The sequence below is a fragment of the uncultured Aquimonas sp. genome (assembly GCF_937888285.1).
Taxonomy (GTDB): Bacteria; Pseudomonadota; Gammaproteobacteria; order Xanthomonadales; family Xanthomonadaceae; genus Aquimonas.
In genome coordinates, this window is sequence record NZ_CALART010000090.1 from 13,297 (window position 1) to 35,441 (window position 22,145).

Genomic DNA, 22,145 nt, shown 5'->3' on the forward strand with positions numbered 1-22,145 from the left:
ACCCTACTGGGCGATGTGGTCGGACTTGCACCCCCGGGAGCGTGGCCAGCTATCGGGAACACGGCAGACGAGAGTACCCCCTGTTCCGGCGCCCTGGACAAGCAACTTTTGCCTGAACTTTCCGCAGTTTGGGTCGCAGCAACGAAGAAGCTCGGCCGCAAAGGGTAGAACCCGCGCGCTGGCAGAAGTGCGCACAGGCTTCGGTATTCGTTAGACGCATCGACCCTGACACTTGCAAGACGCTAAAGTCCACGGTCCTGCTCGGCGTGTTTGCTTGCGCCGCCTTGCCTCGCATCGCGAAACCCAATGCCCCCCACCCAGCTAGGCTTCAAGACCACCGCCGGCGGCGCGCATGCCGCACGTACCATGATGCTGCAGGAGCTTACGGAGCTGCTGGCTGCGACAGCGCTCGACGATCGCCCCGATCAGCTGCGTGCGGCGGTAGTCGAAGCCAACGTGTTGGGCAAGCGCTCGGTCAGCACCCGGCGACTCACCTGGAGCCACCTTGTGGACCTCTACGGCATGAGCCCGGACCTGCTGCTGTTTCGGGCACTCACCTGGTTCTGGAGGCTGGACCCGAACGGCCATCCGCTGATGGCTTTGAGCGCCGCCCTGGCCCGCGACGGTCTACTGGCTGATATCGCCCCCTTTGTTCTAGAGTTTCCGCAGGGTGCGAAGGTGGCCCGCGAAGCGGTAGAGGCCAAGCTGGAAGAGCTGCATCCCCAGAGATTCAGCCCGGCGACGCTCAAGTCGGTCGCGCAGAACATCAACTCCAGCCTCACCCAATCAGGGCACCTACACGGTCGCGCCAGCAAGACCCGTGTCTGCGCCACCGCCACCGCCGGCTCGGTCGCCCTTGCTTTGCTCCTCGGCTACGCCAGCGGCGCTCGTGGCCTCGAGCTGTTCCGCACGCGCTACATGGCGGTGCAGGATGTGCCGCTGTCGCGCGCGATGGAGCTGGCGGAGGAAGCCACCCGCAAGGGCTGGTTGGACCTCAAGCGCGTTGCCGATGTGGTCGAGGTGGCGTTTCCCCGGATCATCCGCCCGGACGAATTGAAGGCCATACATGAGCAAGCTTAAGCGCCTGCTGCAGTCTTATGAGCGTTTCATCCAGGCCCCCTGGCGGCCGGATGTGGCAGCCGCACAGCGGGTCGTGTTCTGTGTCTATGACCCTACCGAGGAACGCGCACTGCGCGCACGCGTCGAGGAGTTCGAGCTGGCCACGCGCGGCGCCGCGCACGGCTGGTGTGTGTTCGACCTCACAGACAGCTTTGCCAAGTGGCTGGCCGCGCAGCGCTACGCGCAGAAGTACTTCGCCAATCCCGAGCTGCTCACCAATCTGATGCCCAAGTACCTCGCGCATCTCGGCGAACGCTTTGCCGAGTTCCTTGCCCAGGCTGGTGCAGATGGCAACGGCGTAGTGGCCGTGCATGGCGTCGGCAGCCTGTTTGGGCTGGTTAAGGTCAAGGACGTGGTCGACCTGTTTGCGCCGCAGGTCCAGGGCCGCCTGCTGGTGTTCTTCCCCGGCAGTTTCGAGAACAACAATTACCGCCTGCTCGATGGCTACGACGGCTGGAACTATCTGGCTGTGCCAATTACCGCCGAACAAGCGCTCTGACTCCGCGTATCCGACCGGGACTCACCATGCTCAATCGCGACATCTACCTGAAAGATCCTTCGACTCGGCGCCTGATCAACCAGGGCGTAGCCACCGTCAATGACGACCGCACCCAGCCGGCCTTGGAGGTGCTGCGCTACGAGCTTGAAACCTTCGTCTGCGACGGCCAGTACGAGAAGGGCCTGCGCGACATTCTCGAAACCTTCCTGAGCAATGCAGAAAAGCCGCATCAGCCCGGCGTGTGGATTAGCGGCTTCTTCGGCTCGGGCAAATCGCATCTGGTGAAGATGATGCGCGCACTCTGGCAGGACGACCCCTTCCCGGATGGCGCCACCCCGCGCGGCCTGGCAGAGCTGCCCAGCAGCGTGCGCGACCTGCTCACCGAACTCAGCCGCAAGGCGCGCGCCCACGGTGGCCTGCATGCAGCCTCCGGCACGCTGGGCGCCGGCGCCAGCGGCAGCGTGCGCCTTGCGCTGCTGCGCATTCTCTTCAAGTCGGCCGGGCTGCCCGAGCAATACCCGGTCGCGCGCTTCGTAATGTGGCTGAAGAAGGAAGGCCAGCTCGATGCGGTCCGCAAGGCGGTGGAGGCCGCGGGCTACGACTGGCAGGAAGAGCTCGACAACTTCTATGTCGCCGATGGCATCGCCGATGCGCTGATCCAAGTCTGGCCGCAACGCTTCAGCTCGCGCGCCGCCTGCGTTGAGGCGCTGACGCATATGTTCCCGAGCGTGCGCGATGTCTCCAGCGACGAGATGATCAAGGCGATTCGCGACGCGCTCACCGTCGATGGCAAGTTCCCGCTGACCTTGGTGGTGCTCGACGAAGTGCAGCAATACATCGGCACCGACACCCAGCGCTCCATGGACGTGCAGGAAACCGTCGAAGCCTGCTCGAAGAGCATCGGCGGCAAGCTGCTGTTTGTCGGCACCGGGCAAACCGCTGTCACCGGCACCGCAAACCTCGCGCGGCTGCAGGGCCGTTTCACCGTGCGCGTCGAACTATCGGACAGCGATGTCGATGCAGTGATCCGCAAGGTCGTCCTGGCCAAGAAGCCGGAGACCATGCCGACGATTGCCGCACGCCTGCAGGACAACCTGGGCGAGATCTCGCGGCATCTTGCCGGCAGCACCCTGGCGCACAAGCAGACCGATATCGCATTGTTCGCGCAGGACTATCCCCTGCTGCCGGTGCGGCGGCGCTTCTGGGAGGCCGCGCTGAAGGTGCTGGACCAAACCGGCACGGCCGCGCAGCTGCGCAACCAGCTCTCGGTGGTACACAAAGTCATCCAGACCAATCTCGATCGGCCGCTGGGCTCGGTGGTGCCGGCCGACTACATCTACTTCGACAGCGCCGAGAACCTGCTGCAGTCCCGCCTGCTGCCGCGCAAGCTGTTTGAGAAAACCAGTCTGTGGGTTCAGGGCAGCGCAGACGAGCGCCTGCTGGCCCGCGCCTGCGCCCTGATCTTTCTGGTTAACAAGGTGGCGGCGGTCAACCCCGAGCTGGGTCTGCGCGCCACGATCGACACGCTGGCCGATCTGCTGGTGGAAGACCTACCGACCGGGTCCAGCGCCCTGCGCAGCCAGCTGCCGCAGCTGCTGAAGGGCTGTGAGCTGCTGATCCAGGTGGGCGAGGAGTACCGCATCCAGACCGATGAAAGCGCGGCCTGGAACGACAGCTTCATGGCCCAGCGCGGGTTGCTGGCCAACCAGCCGCACAGCCTGGAGCACGAGCGCGACACCCGCATCCGCAAGCTCTTCGGCGAGACCGTGCGCAAGCTGCGTTTGGAACAGGGTGACGCCAAGGTGCCGCGCGAGGCCCTGCCCCTGTTCGACGCCAATCTGCCCAAGGACGCGGATCAGCGCATCTATCTCTGGGTGCGCGATGGCTGGAGCAGCGACGACAACACCATCAAGGCCGACGCGCGTCAGGCTGGCAGCGATTCCCCCACCGTCTTCGTGTTCCTGCCCAAGCGCCACGGCGATGACCTGCGCCAGCAGCTGATGGAGTACAAGGCCGCCCGCAATACCATCGACGAGCGCGGCACGCCCGGGCCCACGGCACCGGCGGACGTGCGCGAGGCCTACGAGGCCATGCACACCACCCTGCGCAATGCCGACCAACGCATCCAGGCCATCCTGCGCGACTGCTTCAGCGATGCTCGCGTGTTCCAGGGCGGCGGCGCCGAAGTGCTGGCCAGCGATCTGCAGGCCATGGTGCTGGAGGCGGTGGAGAACGCCCTGCATCGGCTCTACCCGCAGTTCGGCGCTGCCGACCACGCGGGCTGGGCCAAGGTCTATGAGCGCGCCAAGCAGGGTGCGCCCGATGCTCTGAAGGCCGTCGGCGATGAGGGCGAAGTCGACAAGAACCCGGTGTGCAAGGCCGTGCTCGGCTTCATCGCCGGTGGCAAGAGCGGCGCTGAGCTGCGCGCGCGTTTCGAGTCCGCGCCCTACGGCTGGTCGGGTGATGCCATCGACGGCGCACTGTTCGCCCTGCTGGCCGCGGGCAGCGTCCGCGCCCAGGACGAGCGCGGCCAGCCGGTCGACTTCAAGAGCATGGATCGCAAGGCCATTGGCAAGACCCACTACCGGGTCGAGGCCACCACCATCTCCACCCCGCAGCGCATCCAGATCCGCAAGCTGATGCAGGCGCTGAGCCTCGTGGCCAAACCCAATGAAGAGTTGGCCAGCGTTCCGGCGTTCTTGGAAGGGCTGCGTGCGCTGATTGAGCACGCCGGTGGCGAAGCACCGCAGCCCGCGCGCCCGGATGCTGGCTTTCTGGATGATCTGCGCCGCAGCCTGGGTAACGAACAGCTGCTGGCCCTCTACAACCAGCGCGAAACCCTGGAAGCCGACATCCGCGACTGGCAGGCCCGCGCTGAGAAAATCCAGGCGCGCTTGAAGCCCTGGCAGCGCCTGAAGCAGCTGGCTCAGCACGCCGTGGCGCTTGAGCACACCGCTGCCCTGCGCGCCCAGGTGCAGGCCATTGAGGACAGCCGCCAGCTGCTGGCCGAGCCCGACCCCGTGCCCACACTCAGCCAGGCCCTGGCCCAAGCCCTGCGCGAGCAGCTGAAGCAGGCCGAGACGCGCTATGCCGAGCAGCACGCCGCCGGCCTGGCCCTGCTGAAGGCCGATACGCACTGGGGCTCGCTGGAGCCCGAGCAGCGCAACCAGCTGCTGGCCGCGCAGAAGCTGACCCTGGCCGATGCGCCGCAGATCAAGCTGCAGTCGGTGGATGACGTGCTGGACAGCCTGCAGGCGCATCCCCTGCCCGGCCTGACTGACCGCATCGCCGCCATGCCTGGCCGCTTCGCCCAGATTCTGGAAGAGGCGGCCCTGCTCTGCGAGCCCAAGGTGCAGTTCGTTGATCTGGGCAAACCCACCCTGCAAACCGCAGCCGAAGTCGATGCCTGGGCCACGGAGGCCGCCGACAAGCTCAAGGCCGCCCTGGCCCACGGCCCCGTGCGCCCGCGCTGAAGGATCACTCCATGCACGCACTCGAACGCAGCCTGCGCAGCCGGCTGGAATCCGCCGTCAAGCGTGCCCGTACGCTGGCCGAAGCCGGCGCGCGCGCCACGCTGGATGAGCTGGGCGTGGCCGAAACCAGCCCGCCGCCGCACCTCAGCGACGCCCGCCGCGAGCTGCGCAAGCGCCTGCGCGCGCATGGCCGCCAGCTGGGCGACAGCTTGAACGGCGGGTCTGTGCAGACCATGGAGCGCCTGGTTGAAGAAGTCGCCTACGAGCACTGGCACCGCATGCTGTTCGCGCGCTATCTGGCCGAGAACCAGCTGCTGATGTATCCGGACCCCGCCGGCCCGGTGCCGGTCAGCCTCGAAGAATGCAGCGAGCTGGCCGCCGACGAAGGGGCCGCCAACGGTTGGGAGCTGGCCGCGCGCTATGCCGCGCAGATGCTGCCGCAGATCTTCCGCGTCGATTCGCCGGTGTTCGCGCTCAAGCTGCCGGCCAACCACCAGCTGCCGCTAGAAGCCCTGCTGGCCGAACTGCCGCGTGATGTGTTCACCGCCTCCGACAGCCTGGGCTGGGTGTACCAGTTCTGGCAGGCCGACAACAAAGACCGCATCAACCGCGCTGAAGTGAAGATCGGCGCGCGCGAGCTGCCGGCCGTCACCCAGCTGTTCACCGAGCCCTACATGGTGGCCTTCCTGCTCGACAACGCGCTGGGCGCCTGGTGGGCATCGCGGCGGCTGAGCGAAGACGACCTGCGCCACGCGCCGGATGAAGCCACCCTGCGCCGCAAGGCCAGCCTGCCCGGCGTATCGCTGAGCTACCTGCGCTTTGTGCGCGAAACCGGCGCCGACGGCATCGAGCGCTGGGCGCCAGCGGCCGGTACGTTCCCCGGCTGGCCGCAGCACCTCTCCGAGCTGAAGTGCCTGGACCCCTGCTGCGGCTCCGGCCACTTCCTGGTCAGCCTGCTGCTGATGCTCACGCCACTGCGGATGGAGATGGAGGGGCTCGATGCCCTCGCGGCGGTGGACTCCGTGCTGCGCGACAACCTGCACGGCCTGGAGCTGGACCCGCGCTGCGTCGAGATCGCCGCCTTTGCGCTGGCGCTCACGGCATGGAGCTATCCCGAGGCCGGCGGCTTTCGGCGGCTGCCGGAGATTCAGGTCGCGTGTTCCGGCCTGTCGGTCAGCGTGGCCAAGGAGGAGTGGAAGGCCCTGGCCCGCGAAGGCGGCCTGGGCGGCAAGAACCTCGCGATCGCGATGGACTGGCTGCACGACACCTTCCGCGATGCGCCGGTGCTGGGCAGCTTGATCGATCCGAGCAAGTCGGATGCGGCCAAGATCGTGGCCTGGGATGATCTGTCGGCGGCGCTGCAGCGGGCGCTGGCGGCGGAGAGCACGACCGAGCAGCACGAGGTGGCGGTAGTGGCGCAGGGACTGGCCAAGGCGGCGACCTTGCTCTCGCAGCGCTACAGCTGGGTGGTGACCAATGTGCCCTACTTGGCGCGTGGCAAGCAGGATGAGCGATTGCGTCTTTTTTGCGAGCAGGAGCACTCAGTCGCCAAAAATGATTTGTCCACGGTCTTCCTCGATCGCTGCCTAGACTTCTGCCATGAAGGGGGCACAGCTAGTGTGACTCTCCCTCAGAACTGGCTATTTCTGACGACCTATCGCGCCTTTCGCGAGCAATTACTTCGGACAGCGGAATTCAATGCGACTGCGCTATTGGGGGCGAGAAGCTTTCGAACTCCGATGTTTGACTTCAATGTACAGCTATTAACGCTGAGCAAGTCATCAAGTCCTTTCGACCTAGGCCACAGCTTGGGGGCGACTGCGTGCAAACGCGTGAGCAATGAAATTCGAGGGGTAGACGTAGGCAAGTACCAGAGTGCGGACGAAAAACAAGAAGCGCTTGCATCGACACCACTTCTGTCTGCAAGAGTGATCGAATTGCTCGAGTCTCCAGGCACCAGGATTGGTTTCTCTGGCGCAACATCTAAGGGTCTCCTTAAAGATGTAGCTTCGAGCAACCTTGGCATCTGTACCGGTGACTTCTCCCGCTTTGGAAGGACATTCTGGGAAGTGGAGTGCGGCAATGGCCGCTGGTCGTTCTTGCAATCTTCGGTGAGTGAAGCGTTGCATTACGGGGGAAGGTCTTCCGTTCTTTTTTGGGATGGCGGCTGCGAAGGGGAGTTCATTGGTTTTTTGAAAGCAAGGCTTGGCGAAAACGGAATTAATGCCTGGGTTCGCGGGCATGGTGCTTGGGGCAAGAAGGGCGTTGTCATTACGGCAACTGGAAGGCTTCCTTCTACGATTTATACGGGCGAGCTGTTTGACAATAACGTCAGTGTAGTTTGTTCGGATGACTCGAGCTTGCTGGCTGGACTGTGGAATTATGTCTCTGGTCAAGATTTTTATGACCAAGTCCGAGCGTTTAATCAGCAGTTGAAGATAACCGACCAAAGCTTCGTCGAGGTCCCTTACAGCCGGGACTTGACAGATATCGGAAACGAGATTTTTCCAAAAGGAATACCTTCTCCATATTCCGACGACCCCACCCAGTGGATCTTCCACGGCCACCCCTGCGGCTCCGTCGTCTGGGACGAATCCGCCAAGTGGACCGTCTACGGCCCGCTTCGTGTCGAGGCAAACGTGCTGCAGATCGCCGTCGCCCGCCTGCTCGGCTACCGCTGGCCCGCCGAGCTCGATGCCGGGATGGAGCTGGCCGCCGAGCAGCGCGATTGGGTGAACCGATGCACAGGGCTGACGCCGCTGGCCGATGAGGACGGCATCGTCTGCATCCCACCGGTGCGCGGCGAGCCCGCCGCCGACAGCCGCCTGCGCGATCTGCTGGCCGCGGCCTACGGCAGTGAGTGGTCCGGCAGCATCGAGGCCCGCCTGCTGGCCAGCGCCGAGTTTGCCGGAAAGTCACTGGAGGCTTGGCTGCGCGAGGGCTTCTTCGCCCAGCACTGCGCCCTGTTCCAGCAGCGCCCCTTCATCTGGCAGGTCTGGGACGGCCTGCGCGACGGCTTCTCGGTGCTGCTGAACTACCACCAGCTCGACACCAAGCGCCTGGAAACCCTGATCTACACCTACCTCGGCGACTGGATCAGCCGCCAGAAGCAGGACATCGCCGCCGGCATCGACGGCGCCCAGGAAAAACTCGCCGCCGCCGAAGTGCTCAAAGCCCGCCTGGAGCTGATCCTGAAGGGCGAGCAGCCCCACGACATCTTCGTGCGCTGGAAGCCGCTGGCCGAACAGCCCATCGGCTGGGCGCCCGACTTGAACGATGGCGTGCGCCTGAACATCCGCCCCTTCCTGAGCGTGCCCGACATCCGCAAGAAGGGCGCTGGCGTGCTGCGCGACAAGCCCAACCTCCACTGGAAGAAGGACCGCGGCACCGACGTCGAATCCGCTCCCTGGTACCACCTCGGCTCGGCCTACGGCGGCAAGGAAGGCGACCGCATCAACGAGCATCACCTGAGCCTGGCTGAAAAGCAGGCGGCCCGGAACGGGTAGGATCGCGCCATGATCGAAGAGCTCTCCCTACGCAACGTCGGCCCCGCCCCCGCGATGCAGCTGCGCTTCGCCAAGCGGCTGAACCTGCTGACTGGCGACAACGGACTGGGCAAGAGCTTCTTGCTCGACATCGCCTGGTGGGCTATGACGCGGCGCTGGCCGGGTGAGTTGAATCGACGTTTGCCGACGGGTCTGCCCGCGAAGCCTCAGCCCGGCAAGTCGGGATCAATTTCCTTTTCGGTGACGGGCAAGTCCAAACCGAAGGCCTACGAGAGCACCTTCGACCGCAAGCTTCAGTCATGGACAGGGGCAGTCGGTCGACCCTTGAACCCTGGTCTGGTGCTCTACGCCCAGGCGGACGGCGGATTTGCAGCTTGGGACCCAGCGCGCAATTACTGGCGCAGCAAAGGCACCGGTGACGTTCCAGATCGCCCGCCGGCCTACGTGTTCTCCACCCAGGAAATCTGGGATGGCCTGAGAGACAACGACCGCGGCTTGCTTTGCAACGGCCTGATATCAGACTGGGCGGGGTGGCAGAAGGAACGCGGCGTGGCCTACAAGCGTCTGTGTGCTGTGCTGGCCGCGCTGTCTCCTTCAGAAGCCGAAGTGATCAAGCCGGGCGACTTGATGCGCATCAGCCTGGACGACGCCCGCGACATCCCGACCGTTCGCATGCCGTACGGACAGGATGTACCCGTGCTGCATGCCTCGGCTGGCATCCGCCGCATCCTGGCCCTGGCCTACCTGCTGGTGTGGACTTGGGAAGAGCACCTCAAGGCAGCCGCGCTCATAGGCGAGGATGCAGCCCCTCAGGTCACGTTTCTCATCGACGAGATCGAATGCCACCTGCACCCCAAGTGGCAGCGTCGCATTGTCGGCGCGCTGCTTGAGGTGATGCAGTCGCTGGCGCAGGAGGCCAGCGTGCAAGTGATCGCGGCAACGCATTCGCCGCTGGTGATGGCCTCCGTCGAACCGATCTTCGATGCAGCACAAGACGCCTGGTTTGATCTCGATTTTGAACTGGTCGGCGAGCAGCACCAGGTCGTTCTGCGACAGCGCCCGTTCGAGCTGCTCGGCGACGCCGATCGCTGGTTGACCAGCGAAGCCTTTGACCTACAGAGCTCAAGGTCGATCGAAACCGAGGAGCTCTTGCACGAGGCCGCTGCGCTGCTGGAGGCCGAATCGCCAGATCCCGATCGGGTCAAGCAGATGAACCACAAGTTGGTGCAGGCCTTGTCCCCGACGGACGACTTTTTGTTCAACTGGCGCTACATCGGCCGCACCAAGGGATGGTTGGCGTGATCCCGGTGAGCTTGCAGCCCGAGCCCGCAGATTTCGATCGCAAGGTGCGACAGCCTGGCTTGGCCTGGCTGGCCGCCCAAGGCATCCCAAGCACTGGGCCTGCGCCGCAGAAGCCGCAGCTACGCGCGTTCTGGTCAGCGAGTAACAAGGCGCTTTGGGATGCCTACAAGGGCACCTGTGCCTACCTGGCCATTTATTTTGATTGGGACACGGGCGCCAGCTCGACAGATCACTTCATCCCGAAGTCGGTCGACGTCGGGCAGGCCTACGAGTGGGCCAACTATCGTCTGTCTTGCCTGGGCGCCAACCGCAACAAGAACAAGTTCGGCGATGTGTTCGACCCGATTGGAATGCCGCCGGACGCCTTTGAGCTCAATCTTCTGTCCGGCGAGATCAAGCCAGACCGAACCTTGGCCGCCCGGCACGGGCCAGCAGCCGTGGAACTCGCTGAGAAGACGATCAGTCGGCTGAAACTGGACAGCCCCGATCTCAACTCGATGCGCTCGCGCCACTTCCGTCAGTACCTGAGGAAGAAAGACGCAGACACCCTGCGCGATCTCTCACCCTTCGTGTATCACGAGGCGCTGCGCCAAGGGCTGTTGTAGTCCAAGCCGTGCCACGCGAGTGCTTTCCTCACTTGTGTTCCAACAGCCATATTTACACTAACAATTTGATTGTTAGTGTTTTCTAGCCGTGTTAGCCTGCGCCGATGGCGCCGCTGTTCGCCCACCTTGCAAGCTATGTCCAAGCCGTCGCCGGCCGCAGAGTCGTGTGGGGTGAGCCCACGCACGCCGCTCTGCCGGCCTATCTGGACCGTGGCTACGCCGGCCACTGGATGGATGTTGGGGGCGAGGCCTGGCTCGCCGTGCTGCTGAAAGGTGAGGAACCTCCAGCGCCTCTGGTCCTGAGCAAGCAGTTGGCGCAGCTCGCCGAGCGCTTGGGCACCACACCCGAGCGTACCTGCCTGGTGGCAGAGCAGCTGCCCGCCTATCTGCGCCGACGGCTGGTGGAGCTCAGACAGACCTTTGTCATCCCCGGCCGCCAGCTGTTCTGGCCCTCCCTCGGCAGCGCTGAAACGGTGCAGCGGCCGCGCAGGTTGAAGCCGGAGCCAGTCGCGCAGTTCAGTCCCGTGGCTCAGCAACTGCTTCTGGCGCTTCTGCTTGGGCGGCTACCCCAGGCAAACACGGTCAGGCTAGCCGCGCAGGCCCTCGGCTATGCCGAAATGAGCCTTAGCCGTGCGGTCAAGGAGCTGGAGGCCACCCGGATGATCGAAACGCGGACCCGCGGCAAGTCGCGTGGCTTTGCCCTGCAGGACTCCGCCCAGGCCACCTGGGAGCGCGCTCAGCCGCTGCTGCGCAGCCCAGTGCTGCGCGCGATCTGCGTGCGCGAAGAGAGCCTGCCTACGGGAGGCCTGGCCCTGGCCGGCGAGACGGCACTGGCCGAATTCAGCAACCTCGCCGCCCCTTCCACTACGGTGTACGCCGCCTGCAGCCGCCACTGGCAGCGGGATGTCCCGAACGCCATCGAAGTGCCACTGTACGACGAAGGCTGCTGCTGGGTGCAGCTGTGGCGCTATGCCCCGGAGCCTCTGGCAGAGCGCGGTCTGGTCGATCCCCTCTCACTGCAGCTCAGCCTGCGCGATGAACATGACGTGCGCGTCCAGATCGCGCTGGACGAACTGATGGAGCACATCCCGTGGTGAAAGGGCTCGATACCTTTGCCGAGCACTTCGCGGGCGACGAGGCTTGCTACGTGCTGATCGGGGGCGTTGCCACGCAGCTCGCGCTGGACCAAGCCGATATGCCGGCACGCCGCACTCGCGACCTCGACATCGTGCTCTGCGTGGAGGTGCTGGACGCCAGCTTTGCGCAGAAGCTCTGGGCCTTCATTGACGCTGGCGGGTATCAGGTGCACCAGCACGGCGCAGAGCCACGCTGCTTTCACCGCTTCGCCAAACCTGAGACCGCGCACTTTCCAGAGCAGCTGGAGCTGTTCGCGCGTGCCCCGGATGCGTTCCCACTGAAGCCGGGCAGCCACAGCACGCCGGTACCGATCGACGCGGACATGCTCAGCCTGTCGGCGATTCTCCTGGATGACGCCTACTACGGCTTTCTGCAAGCACACAGCCGAGTACTGGCAGGAGTTCGGGTGGTCACCGAGTACGCGATGATCCCTCTCAAGGCGCGGGCGTGGCTGGACCTCAGCGAACGCAAGGCTGGCGGCATCGGCAACGTCGACAGCAAGCAGATCAAGAAGCATCGCAACGATGTGCTGGCCCTCGCGCAGCTACTCTCCGCAACCCAGGGCACGGAGATTGCTCCTGCGATCCGTGACGACATGGCCCGATTCATCGAAGCGGCAGGCACCGAGGTCACTGCCTCCCTGCTGGCCGACCTGCGCATCAACGACACGCCTGAGGACGTGTGGGCCCGCCTGCGCGCAGCCTACGGAGCCACCCCATGAGCCACACCGAAGCCAACACTCCCCTGCAGGCGCTGGCTCAAGCGCTGCGCCGCGCGGCACGGCACAACGCCGAAGTGGAGTGCGCGCCGCACTGCATCCTGTGGCCAGACAAGGACGCGCAGTGGCGACCGATCATCCAGGCGCTACAGGCTGAGCTGCCTGAGCTGCTTGTCCTAGGACCACTGGATGAGGCGCATCGCAGCGGGCCTGCCATCTGGCTGCGCTGCGCGATCGCGGGACAGGTCGAGGCCGTCTTCTTACCTCCAGGAGCCCCGCCCATCCTCTATCTGCCGGAAGTCGGTCGACAGGATCTGCGTGCGATTGAGCACTGCCCCGAGCCACTCAAACCGCTGGCCGAGCTGCAGTACCGCGGCCAGATCTTTTCACAGGTGAATGCCAAGGATTGGACGGTGCTGGCCTTCCTGAAATCCGACCAGGGCGGGCTGGACCTGGATGTCAGCCAAGACCGCGAGACCAAAGAGGCCATGCTGCTGTCATTGAGCAAACTGATGGACGAGCCGCTGCAGGTACTGAGCTCCCGGCGCTTGGACGCGGCCTGGTTCAATGCCCTGCTCAGCGGCGGCGACCCTGTGCGCGATCTGCTGCAGTGGCTGGACAACCCAGCGGGTTTCCGGGCTTCGCGACAAGGCAACGCCTGGTCGGCCTTCGAAAGTGTGTGCAAGGCGCAGTTCGCCTTTCATCCCAAAGAGGGCGAGCTGGCCGCGGCAGCCAAGCTGGCAACGCGCAGCGGCCCCTGGGCCTTGGCATGGGACCGCTACGCCGAAGCGCCCAAGCGCTATCCGAACCTTCCGGCCCTGATTCGGCGCTGCCAGCCGCCGATGTTCGACATGCTGACCGAGGCCAACACAGCGGGTGGCTGGCCGCAATGGAATGAGAGCAAGGAGTCCGATCTGCGCGCGAGCCTGTGCGCGCTGGATTCAGTACCAGCCCATGTTGCGCGGGAGCAGTTGCAACGGCTTGAGCGCGAGCATCGACAGCGCCGAAGCCTGGTGTGGGCAGAGCTGGGCCAAGCGCCCTTGGCGCTGGCCATGGAACATCTCGCCGAGTTGGCACACCTGACCGCGCAACCTTTGGCTGCAGGGGAGCTGCATGACCTGCAGTCAGGCTATGTGAGTTGGGGCTGGAAGGCCGACGCTGCAATGCTGCGAGCCTTGGAACACGCTCACACGGGCCAGGACTACGCGGCGCTATCGGCCGCCATTCGCAGTGTCTACCTGCCCTGGGCCGAAGCCAGCGCTCGCCATCTGCAGACAGTCGTTGAGCGCAGCGGTCCGCCCGGCGGTGTGAGCGAAGGGCGCCCCCCAGCGTATGTGCGCAAAGAGCAGTGTGTGCTGTTCGTCGACGGGCTGCGCTTCGATGTCGCCAAGCGTCTCGCGCAGCAGCTGGCCGCGAAGGATTTGAACGTTGCAGAGGCGCAGCACTGGGTGGCGCTGCCCAGCGTCACGGCGACTGGCAAGGCTGCGGTTTCGCCCGTGGCGCACCGTATTGGCGGCGCAGCGAGCGCTGTTGAATTTGAACCCCTCGCGCTGGACTCTGGAGCGAGCCTGAGCGTACAGCAGCTGCGCAGATTGCTCGGAGAGCAGGGCTGGCAGGTGGTGAGCGGCGATGCGACCGGTACGGGTCAGGGTCAGGCCTGGTGCGAGTTCGGCGATATCGACGGCGAAGGCCATGCGCGAGGCTGGAAGCTGGCCCAACACCTTGAGCCCATGCTCAAGGAGATCTGCGAACGCATTGAGGCACTGCTCGCCGCGGGATGGCAGCAGGTGCAGGTGGTCACCGACCACGGTTGGCTGCTGATGCCAGGTGGTCTACCAAAGATAGAGCTGCCCAAGGCGCTGGTGGACACCAAATGGAGTCGCTGCGCGGCGATCAAACCCGGCGCGGCCTCGGAGGAGCGCCGCTACCCCTGGTATTGGAATCCGAGCCAGAGCTTCGCCTTGGCGGATGGCATTGCTTGCTACAAGGCAGGCGAAGACTACGCGCACGGCGGCCTGAGCTTGCAGGAGTGCCTGACGCTACAGCTGAGCATAAGCAAGCCCGCGAATCACGAACGACGTGTAGAGATCGAACACTGCGTGTGGAAGGGCCTGCGCCTCAGCGTGTCGGTGCTGGGCGATTCGCGCGGGTTGTCGGCTGACATCCGTCGTCAACCCGGTGATGCCACCACTCGGGTAGCCATGGCGCCAAAGGCGCTTTCGGCAAGCGGCACCTGTTCTCTCGTGGTGGAGGACGAAGACTTGCTTGGCCAGGCGGCCTTCCTGGTCATTGTGGATGCGGAGGGCGGCTTGATCGCCCAGCGCGCCGTCAGTATTGGTGCTGAGGACTAGACATGCAGCTTGATGAGATCGATCGCAAAGCCGTCGCAGCGCTGGATGGCAACCTGGTGCGCAAGGATTTGGTGCGCACTTTCAGCCGTCAGTTCCCTGTGCCCACGTATGTGGTCGAGTTCCTGCTTGGGCGCTACTGCGCCAGCGTTGATCCTGCCGAAATCGAGGAAGGGCTTGAGATCGTGCAGCGTCAGCTGCAGTCGCGCGCGGTGCGAGCGGGCGAAGAGGAGCTGTTCAAGTCGCGCGCTCGCGAACAGGGCCAGGTCAAGCTGATCGACATTGTCACTGCGCGGCTCGACACCAAGACCGACAGCTACCTCGCAGTGCTGCCAAGCCTGCAGATCAAGGACGCGAGGATCACCCCTCAACTCGTTGCGGAACACGAGCGCATGCTCACCGGCGGCTTCTATGCTGAGATCACGCTGGAATACGACGCCGGCATTGCGCAGGAACGCAATGGGCGCCCGTTCGGCGTCCAGGCCATTCGCGAGATTCAGCTCTCAAGCCGAGACGTGCTGCAGCGCCTTGGTGAGGCGCGCGCACAGTTCAGCACGGCCGAATGGAAGGACTTTCTGCTGCGCTCGATTGGCATGGAGCCCGCGGGCCTCTCAGAAAGGCAGAAGGACGCGCTTCTGCTGCGCATGGTTCCCTTCGTCGAGCGCAACTACAACCTGGTCGAACTGGGCCCGCGCGGGACAGGCAAGAGCCATCTGTTCCAGCAGGTTTCGCCCTATGCGCACTTGATCTCGGGCGGCAAGGCGACCGTCGCCAAGATGTTCGTCAACAACTCCACCGGCCAGCGCGGATTGGTCTGCCAGTACGACGTGGTCTGCTTCGATGAGGTGTCCGGCATCTCCTTCGATCAGAAGGACGGCGTCAACATCATGAAAGGCTACATGGAGTCGGGCGAGTTCAGCCGGGGCAAGGAGAGCATCCGCGCGGATGGCAGCATCGTGCTGGTGGGCAACTTCGATGTCGATGTGGAGCATCAGCAGCGCATCGGCCACCTGTTCGGGCCGATGCCGCCTGAGATGAAGGACGACACCGCCTTCATGGATCGCATCCACGCCTTCCTTCCCGGCTGGGACGTGCCCAAGATCAGCAAGGATCTGCTAACGAGCCATTTTGGCCTGGTGAGCGATTTCCTCTCTGAGTGTTGGAGCCAGCTGCGCGCGGAGAGCCGCGTTGCCTCGCTGCAGGGGCGAGTGCAGTACGGCGGAGCCCTGTCGGGCCGCGATACGACGGCGGTGAACAAGACGGTTAGCGGGCTGCTCAAGCTGCTCTATCCCGTCTACGCCGATGCCTCAGTCGAAGACATCGAGTGGGCGGTGCGTATTGCCATGGAGGCCAGACGCCGCGTCAAGGAGCAGCAGAAGCGTATCGGTGCGGCGGAGTTCCGCAACACGCACTTCAGCTACGTCATGGGCGAGGATGGCGTAGAGCGCTTCGTCGCCACGCCCGAGCTGCAGAGCACGACGGGCATCGGCGACGACCCGCTGGAACCCGGCCAGGCATGGACGATCAGCCCCGGCGCGGGGGATGAACACCCCGGACTGTTCCGGATCGAGGTCAATGAGGGCCCCGGATCAGGCGTGCGCATCTTGAACAAGCCGGTTCCGCCAGCCTTTCGCGAGAGTATGGGCTTTGCGGAGCAGAACCTGTACGCGCGCATGCAGCAGCTGGTCGGTGACAAGGATGCCCGTCAGCATGAATTTTCCGCCCAGCTGCGGGCCTTTGATGCCGCCAAGTCGGGGGGAAAGACTGGCGTGGCTAGCCTTATCGCGCTCTGTACTGCGCTGCTGAAGCGCAGCGTGCGCGGTGGTTTAGTGGTAGTGGGTGAGGTCAATCTTGGTGGATCAATCGAGCCGATTCACGATCCGATCAACCTCGTAGAGCTCGCTGTTGAGAAGGGCGCAACCGCCGTCTTGATGCCCGTCGGCTGTCGACGCCAGCTGTTCGATCTTTCCGACGACATGGCAACGCGGATCGACATCCAGTTCTATTCCGATGCGCGCGATGCCCTGCTGAAGGCGATCGCCGAATAGTCGGTCGATCGGTCTCTGAAGCTCAAAACGCACAAGGCCGCCCGAAGGCGGCCTTGTGTTTTCAAGTGTCGCAGCGCCCGCTTACATCGCCTTGATCAGCGCGTCCGCGAACTCCGAGCACTTCACTTCGGTGGCGCCGTCCATCAGGCGGGCGAAGTCGTAGGTGACGGTCTTGGCGGCGATGGCGGCGTCCATGGCGTTGATGATGGCATCGGCCGCTTCGGTCCAGCCCATGTAGCGCAGCATCATTTCGCCGGACAGGATCACCGAGCCCGGGTTGACCTTGTCGAGGTTGGCGTACTTCGGCGCGGTGCCGTGGGTGGCTTCGAACACGGCGTGGCCGGTCTTGTAGTTGATGTTGCCGCCCGGCGCGATGCCGATGCCGCCGACCTGCGCGGCCAGCGCGTCGGACAGGTAGTCGCCGTTGAGGTTCAGGGTCGCGATCACGTCGAATTCGTCCGGACGGGTCAGCACCTGCTGCAGGGTGATGTCGGCGATCGCATCCTTGATCAGGATCTTGCCCTTGGCCAGCTCGGCCTTCTGCTCGGCGTTCGCCTCGGCCTCGCCCTTGGCGGCCTTGGTGCGCTCCCACTGTTCCCAGGTATAGACCTGGCCACCGAATTCGCGCTCGGCCAGGGCGTAGCCCCAGTTGCGGAACGCGCCTTCGGTGAACTTCATGATGTTGCCCTTGTGCACCAGGGTCACCGACTTGCGCTTGTTCGCGATGGCGTATTCGATCGCCGCGCGGATCAGGCGCTCGGAGCCGTCCTTCGACACCGGCTTGATGCCGATGCCCGAGGTCTCCGGGAAGCGGATCTTGCCGAATTCCTTCGGGAAGTTTTCCTTGAGCAGGGCGAGGAACTTGGTGTTCGCTTCGCTGCCCTGTTCGAACTCGATGCCGGCGTAGATGTCTTCGCAGTTCTCGCGGAAGATCACCATGTCGACCTGGTCGGGACGCTTGACCGGGCTCGGCACGCCCTTGAACCAGCGCACCGGGCGCAGGCAGACATAGAGGTCGAGCATCTGCCGCAGCGCCACGTTGAGCGAGCGGATGCCGCCGCCGATCGGCGTGGTCAGCGGGCCCTTGATCGAGACCAGGTAGTCGCGGCAGGCCTGCACGGTGGAATCGGGCAGCCAGGTGCCGAACTGGTTGTTGGCCTTCTCGCCGGCATAGATCTCCAGCCAGTGGATCTTGCGCTGGCCGCCGTAGGCCTTCTCCACCGCCGCGTCGAGCACGCGCACCGAGGCGCGCCAGATGTCCGGGCCGGTGCCGTCGCCTTCGATGAAGGGGATGATCGGATTGTTCGGCACCTGCAGCTTGCCGCTGTCGATGGTGATCTTGGCGCCGCCGGCGGGCGGGGTGAGGGTCGGTTCTGCCATGGGGATCCTCCCGGTTGCGGCCTCCGTCGCGAAGACGGGGCCTTTGGATGAAAGGGTTGTCTGCCGAAATGCAGGATGCGCGCGGCCTGGGCGCCGCGCGGCGCAGCGCGCCATTGTCGCCTGCGGGAACGTGAGCGTGAAGTGCGACCTTCGGCAGGCGCGCTCGCAGCGCCCTCAGGAGCGCCTTCGCGCCGGCAGCTCGGGGCCCATGCGTTCGAGGTCGATGCCGCCCACTTCGTAGCGCAGGCTCTGCATGCCGCCGCGGATCGGCACTTCGATCTCGATCCAACGCGCGCTCTCCAGCGCCTCGAAGAAGCGCCGGTCCTCCTCGATGAACATGGCCGGCACCGGCGCGCCCTCGGGCTGGCTGGCCTCGAAGCGCACCGGGTTGGCCTCATCGATCCGGATGTTGACGTTGCAGCGCGCGCCGCAGGCGATGCGGCCGCCGGGCAGCAGGATGTAGACGTTCTGGCCCCACTCCGGGTGCCGGCGCAGCACCAGCTGCGGCCGCTCCTCGCGCGGCTTCTGGGCGCTTCCGGCTTCGTACATGAAGGCGGTGTAGGTGGTGCCCTTGACCTCGCCCACGGCGTGGTAGACCCACATGTTGGCAAGCCGCGTGCGCTCGCGATCGGCGGCGGCCATCCCCTCGACCTCGGGCATCGCTGCCTGGACCTTGGCGGCCGCCTGGGTGCCCGGGTACTTGGCGAGGATGTCCTGGGCGTAGGCCCGGGCCAGCTGGCCGCGGCCCTCGGCCACGGCCTGGTCGAACAGCACCACGGCTTCGTTCGCCGCCGCGCTGTTGATGGTGGGGCCGCTGGGCGGCGGCGGCGGCGGCTCGGAGCAGGCGGCGAGAACGGCGCAGAGGGCGAGGCCGCTCAGGGATCGACGGGTCAGGCGCATGGAATCGGCTCCGTTGGGTGGGTTGCCGCAGGTCGTGCTGGGTGAATTCAAACAGCAGCTTCTTTCAGAAAACAGAACTCTCGCCCAGACCCCCGTCACCGTCGCCCCCGCGAAGGCGGGGGCCCAGAGGCCTGGCCCCGGGTCCCGGATCCCCGTCCCCGCCTTCGCGAGACAGGCTGTTCGGGGGGATGACGACCTCAGGTTGTTTCAAGAACATTCGCTGCGCCGCGACGCCGGGCATGGACGGTCTCAGGCCGCGGCCATGTCCGGGTACAGGTGTTCGGCGCGACGGAACAGGATCCAGCTGGTGGCGATGTACTTGTCGCCGCGCTGCGGCCGGTTGCCGCGATGGGTGTGGGTGAACGCCGCTGGCGCGATCAGCAGGCTGCCGGTCTTCGGCTTGACCTTGCGGTCCTGGTACAGGAACTCGGTCTCGCCCTCGTCGAAGCGGTCGTTGAGATAGACGGTCCAGAGCAGGGTGCGGTGCAGGCATTCGGCGTCGCGATCGCGGGGATACAGCTCGCAGTGCCAGTAGGGGTAGCCGCCCTCGCCGGCGCGGTAGCGCTGCAGGTTGATCGAGCCGGGGCGGAACACCTGCTGCACCACCGGGCCGAGCTGGGCGGCGTCCATGCGCTCGACATCGCTGGCGTCGACGCGCCGCAGCTGGCCGCTGGCGGCGTCCTGCATCTGCAGCATCAGCGGCGCGATCAGGGTGTGCGGGTAGCGCCGCAAATAGGCCAGCAGGCTGTTGAACATCGCGCCATTCAGGGCCATCTCCGCGTCCTGCCACTCGGGCCGGCCGGAAATGGTGAGGTCGCTGCTGTGCTTCAGCTCGGGATAGATGCCGCCACCGACCGCGCCCGGCTGCAGCTGGTTCGAGCGCTCGAAGCGCTGGATCAGCGCCTCGCAGTGCTCGCGGCTCAGGGCGTTGTCGTAGACCTCGATGAAATCGTTGTGGCTGTGGCTCATGGACGGGTCCGCGCGGCGTGATGGCCGATTCTACGCACAGGCCACGGCCCTTCGGCGAGCCCGTCGCCGATGCGCTGGCGTACACTGCGCGCCCTCATGGACCCCCGCCTTGACCTGCGCCAGGTGCGCCGCGCCTTCGGCCGCGCCGCCTCCGACTATGCCGCCATCGCCGTGCTGCAGCGCGAGGTGGAATCGCGCCTGCTGGAGCAGCGGGTGTTCGCCAAGACCGAACCCACCCGCATCCTCGACCTCGGCTGCGGCCCCGGTCGCGCCAGCGCCGAGCTGCGTCGTCTCTACCCGAAAGCCGAGGTGGTGGCGCTGGACCTTGCCCTGCCGATGCTGGCCGAGGCCGGCCGCGGTTGGCGCTGGTACACGCCGAAGTCGAAGCGCTTCCACCGGGTCTGCGCCGATGCGCGCGCCCTGCCCTTCGCCGAGCAGAGCTTCGACTTCGTGTTCTCCAGTCTCTGCCTGCAGTGGATCGAAGACCTGCCGGCCGTGCTCGACGGCCTGCGCGGGCTGCTGCGGCCGGGCGGCCTGCTGCTGTTCTCCAGCTTCGGGCCCGACACCCTGTACGAGCTGCGCGAGTCCTTCGCCGCCGCCGATCGCGCGCCGCATGTCTCCAGCTTCACGCCGATGCAGGCCGTGGGCGATGCGCTGATGAGCGCGGGCTTCCGCGATCCGGTGCTGGACACCGATCGCTTCACCCTGACCTATCCCGAGGTCCGCAGCCTGATGCGCGAGTTGCGCGGCATCGGTGCCGGCAATGCCTGGTCCGACCGCCGCCGCAGCCTGACCGGCAAGGCGCGCATGCAGCAGGTGTTCGAGGCCTATGAGCAGCACCGCCGCGACGGCGTGCTGCCGGCCACCTACGAGGTGTTCTACGCGCAGTGCTTCGCGCCCGAGCCCGGCCAGCCGCGGCGGCGCGAAGGCGGCGGCGAGATCGCCAGCTTCCCGGTCTCGGGCCTGAAGATTCGCCGCAAGGTCTGAAGCGGCGCAGCGCGCTCACGCCGCCTGCGCGCGCGGCTCACGCCCGCTTGGCTGTTCCGCGCGCAGACTCCGCGCATGCTCAATGCGCTCGCCAGTCTGTTCTTCTACGCCCGCTTCCTGCCCAGCTTCTCAAGGCTTGGCCATGTCCGCCGCGCACGCGGCTTTGAAGCGCTCGACTTCGACTTTCGCGGCCAGCGCTGGGTCGTGAGCGGTGCGACCGGCGGCATCGGCCGCGCGATCGCGCTCGGCGCAGCAGCAGCCGGCGCCGATGTGGTTGCCCTCGGGCGCGACGGCGCGCGCCTGCAGGCGCTGGAGGGCGAAGGCGCCGGCCGCATCCACGGTTTCAAGGTCGATCTGTCCAGCGTCGCCGCCACCTGCGCCACCGCCAGTGCGCTGGCGCGCGCGGGCCGCGTCGACGTGCTGGTCAACAATGTCGGCCTGATGCTCCACGACTTCCAGCGGACCGCCGAGGGCATCGAGTCCGGCTTCGCCACCAACCTGCTGAATCACTTCGTCCTGACCGAGGGTCTGCGCGAAGCGGGCGCCCTGGATGCGCGCAGCGCGGTGATCTCGATGAGCTCCGGCGGGCTGTACGGCGCTCGGCTCGACCTCGCCGCGCTGGAGGCCGCCGACGCCGACAGCCACAACGGCCTGGCCGCGTATGCGCAGCACAAGCGCGCGCAGGTGGAGCTGACCCGCTGGTGGAACGCGCTCGGAGAAGCAGCGCCGCGCGCCTATGCCATGCACCCCGGCTGGGTCGATACCGACGGCGTGCGCAGCGCCCTGCCGCAGTTCCGCCGGATGTTGGGCCGCTGGCTGCGCAGTGCCGAAGAGGGCGCCGACACCGCCCTGTGGCTGGCCGCGAAGCGCCCGCCGCTGGCGTCCAAAGGCGGGCTGTGGCTGGACCGCCAGCGCGAGACCGAGCACGCCTTCGGCTTCACCCGCGGCGGGGCCAGCGCCGAAGCCCTGGTCGCGCATCTGCGCGCGCGGCTGCAGGGCATGGCGCCCTGGGCCTCATAGCCTGAGATTCCATGCGTGAGTCGACGCGACTCGGGCAGAGCTAGCAGCTTGTTGAAAAACTCCCTTCCGGGGAGTTCTTCAAGTCGGCGGTCCGGCGCAGGTCCGTACCGCCTCACGACAAATCAATCGCTTAC

15 protein-coding genes are annotated in these 22,145 nt (G+C 65.6%); 12 read left to right on the plus strand and 3 right to left on the minus strand.

The annotated features are described in order from the left end of the window. The first annotated feature begins 306 nt into the window (after window positions 1-306). From Q0654_RS16500 to brxL, 10 genes are all read left to right on the plus strand, one after another. Window positions 307-1,080, plus strand: coding sequence for a hypothetical protein (locus Q0654_RS16500; protein WP_298855929.1), 774 nt, complete (start codon window positions 307-309; stop codon window positions 1,078-1,080). Then, entirely contained in the window at window positions 1,067-1,618 is a 552-nt protein-coding gene (locus Q0654_RS16505) for a BREX protein BrxB domain-containing protein (protein ID WP_298855931.1), read from the plus strand. The genes Q0654_RS16500 and Q0654_RS16505 overlap by 14 nt, the downstream gene beginning before the upstream one ends. 26 nt (window positions 1,619-1,644) lie before the next feature. Then, the gene (gene brxC, locus Q0654_RS16510; protein ID WP_298855934.1) at window positions 1,645-5,091 is read left to right on the plus strand and encodes a BREX system P-loop protein BrxC; all 3,447 of its coding nucleotides are present in this window, start codon (window positions 1,645-1,647) and stop codon (window positions 5,089-5,091) included. Window positions 5,092-5,102: 11 nt separating this feature from the next. Then, on the plus strand, window positions 5,103-8,597 hold the full coding sequence (locus Q0654_RS16515; protein ID WP_298855936.1) for a DNA methyltransferase: 3,495 nt from the start codon (window positions 5,103-5,105) through the stop codon (window positions 8,595-8,597). A gap of 9 nt (window positions 8,598-8,606) precedes the next feature. Beyond that, window positions 8,607-9,899 (plus strand): ATP-binding protein, encoded by a 1,293-nt coding sequence (locus Q0654_RS16520; RefSeq protein ID WP_298855938.1) that lies wholly within the window; start codon window positions 8,607-8,609, stop codon window positions 9,897-9,899. Continuing rightward, window positions 9,896-10,504: a hypothetical protein gene (locus Q0654_RS16525; RefSeq protein ID WP_298855940.1), complete on the plus strand. Its 609-nt coding sequence runs from the start codon at window positions 9,896-9,898 to the stop codon at window positions 10,502-10,504. The genes Q0654_RS16520 and Q0654_RS16525 overlap by 4 nt, the downstream gene beginning before the upstream one ends. A 104-nt stretch (window positions 10,505-10,608) precedes the next feature. Then, the gene (locus tag Q0654_RS16530) at window positions 10,609-11,601 is read left to right on the plus strand and encodes a hypothetical protein (RefSeq protein ID WP_298855942.1); all 993 of its coding nucleotides are present in this window, start codon (window positions 10,609-10,611) and stop codon (window positions 11,599-11,601) included. After that, on the plus strand, window positions 11,598-12,362 hold the full coding sequence (locus tag Q0654_RS16535; RefSeq protein ID WP_298855943.1) for a hypothetical protein: 765 nt from the start codon (window positions 11,598-11,600) through the stop codon (window positions 12,360-12,362). Before Q0654_RS16530 ends, Q0654_RS16535 begins: the two co-directional genes overlap by 4 nt. After that, a complete protein-coding gene (pglZ, locus tag Q0654_RS16540; RefSeq protein ID WP_298855945.1) occupies window positions 12,359-14,710 on the plus strand; it encodes a BREX-1 system phosphatase PglZ type B in 2,352 nt (783 codons plus the stop codon). Before Q0654_RS16535 ends, pglZ begins: the two co-directional genes overlap by 4 nt. 2 nt (window positions 14,711-14,712) lie before the next feature. Next, on the plus strand, window positions 14,713-16,755 hold the full coding sequence (brxL, locus tag Q0654_RS16545; RefSeq protein ID WP_298855947.1) for a protease Lon-related BREX system protein BrxL: 2,043 nt from the start codon (window positions 14,713-14,715) through the stop codon (window positions 16,753-16,755). An 81-nt stretch (window positions 16,756-16,836) separates the two neighbouring features. Here brxL and icd read toward each other — a convergent pair whose 3' ends face one another. The 3 genes from icd to Q0654_RS16560 all read right to left on the minus strand — a co-directional run bounded on the left by icd (window position 16,837) and on the right by Q0654_RS16560 (window position 20,004). Next, on the minus strand, window positions 16,837-18,135 hold the full coding sequence (gene icd, locus Q0654_RS16550) for an NADP-dependent isocitrate dehydrogenase (RefSeq protein ID WP_298855949.1): 1,299 nt from the start codon (window positions 18,133-18,135) through the stop codon (window positions 16,837-16,839). 174 nt (window positions 18,136-18,309) lie between these two features. Next, window positions 18,310-19,035, minus strand: a complete 726-nt coding sequence (locus Q0654_RS16555) for a hypothetical protein (protein WP_298855950.1) — start codon at window positions 19,033-19,035, stop codon at window positions 18,310-18,312. Between the two features lie 249 nt (window positions 19,036-19,284). Next, complete coding sequence (locus Q0654_RS16560) at window positions 19,285-20,004, minus strand: 2OG-Fe(II) oxygenase (RefSeq protein WP_298855952.1); 720 nt, start codon at window positions 20,002-20,004, stop codon at window positions 19,285-19,287. 96 nt (window positions 20,005-20,100) lie between these two features. On the opposite strand from Q0654_RS16560, the gene bioC reads away from it, so the two are divergent. Together bioC and Q0654_RS16570 are read left to right on the plus strand one after the other, a co-directional pair. Next, window positions 20,101-20,991, plus strand: coding sequence for a malonyl-ACP O-methyltransferase BioC (gene bioC, locus Q0654_RS16565; RefSeq protein ID WP_298855954.1), 891 nt, complete (start codon window positions 20,101-20,103; stop codon window positions 20,989-20,991). A 75-nt stretch (window positions 20,992-21,066) separates the two neighbouring features. Next, window positions 21,067-22,011: an SDR family NAD(P)-dependent oxidoreductase gene (locus Q0654_RS16570; protein WP_298855955.1), complete on the plus strand. Its 945-nt coding sequence runs from the start codon at window positions 21,067-21,069 to the stop codon at window positions 22,009-22,011. Window positions 22,012-22,145: the final 134 nt, after the last annotated feature.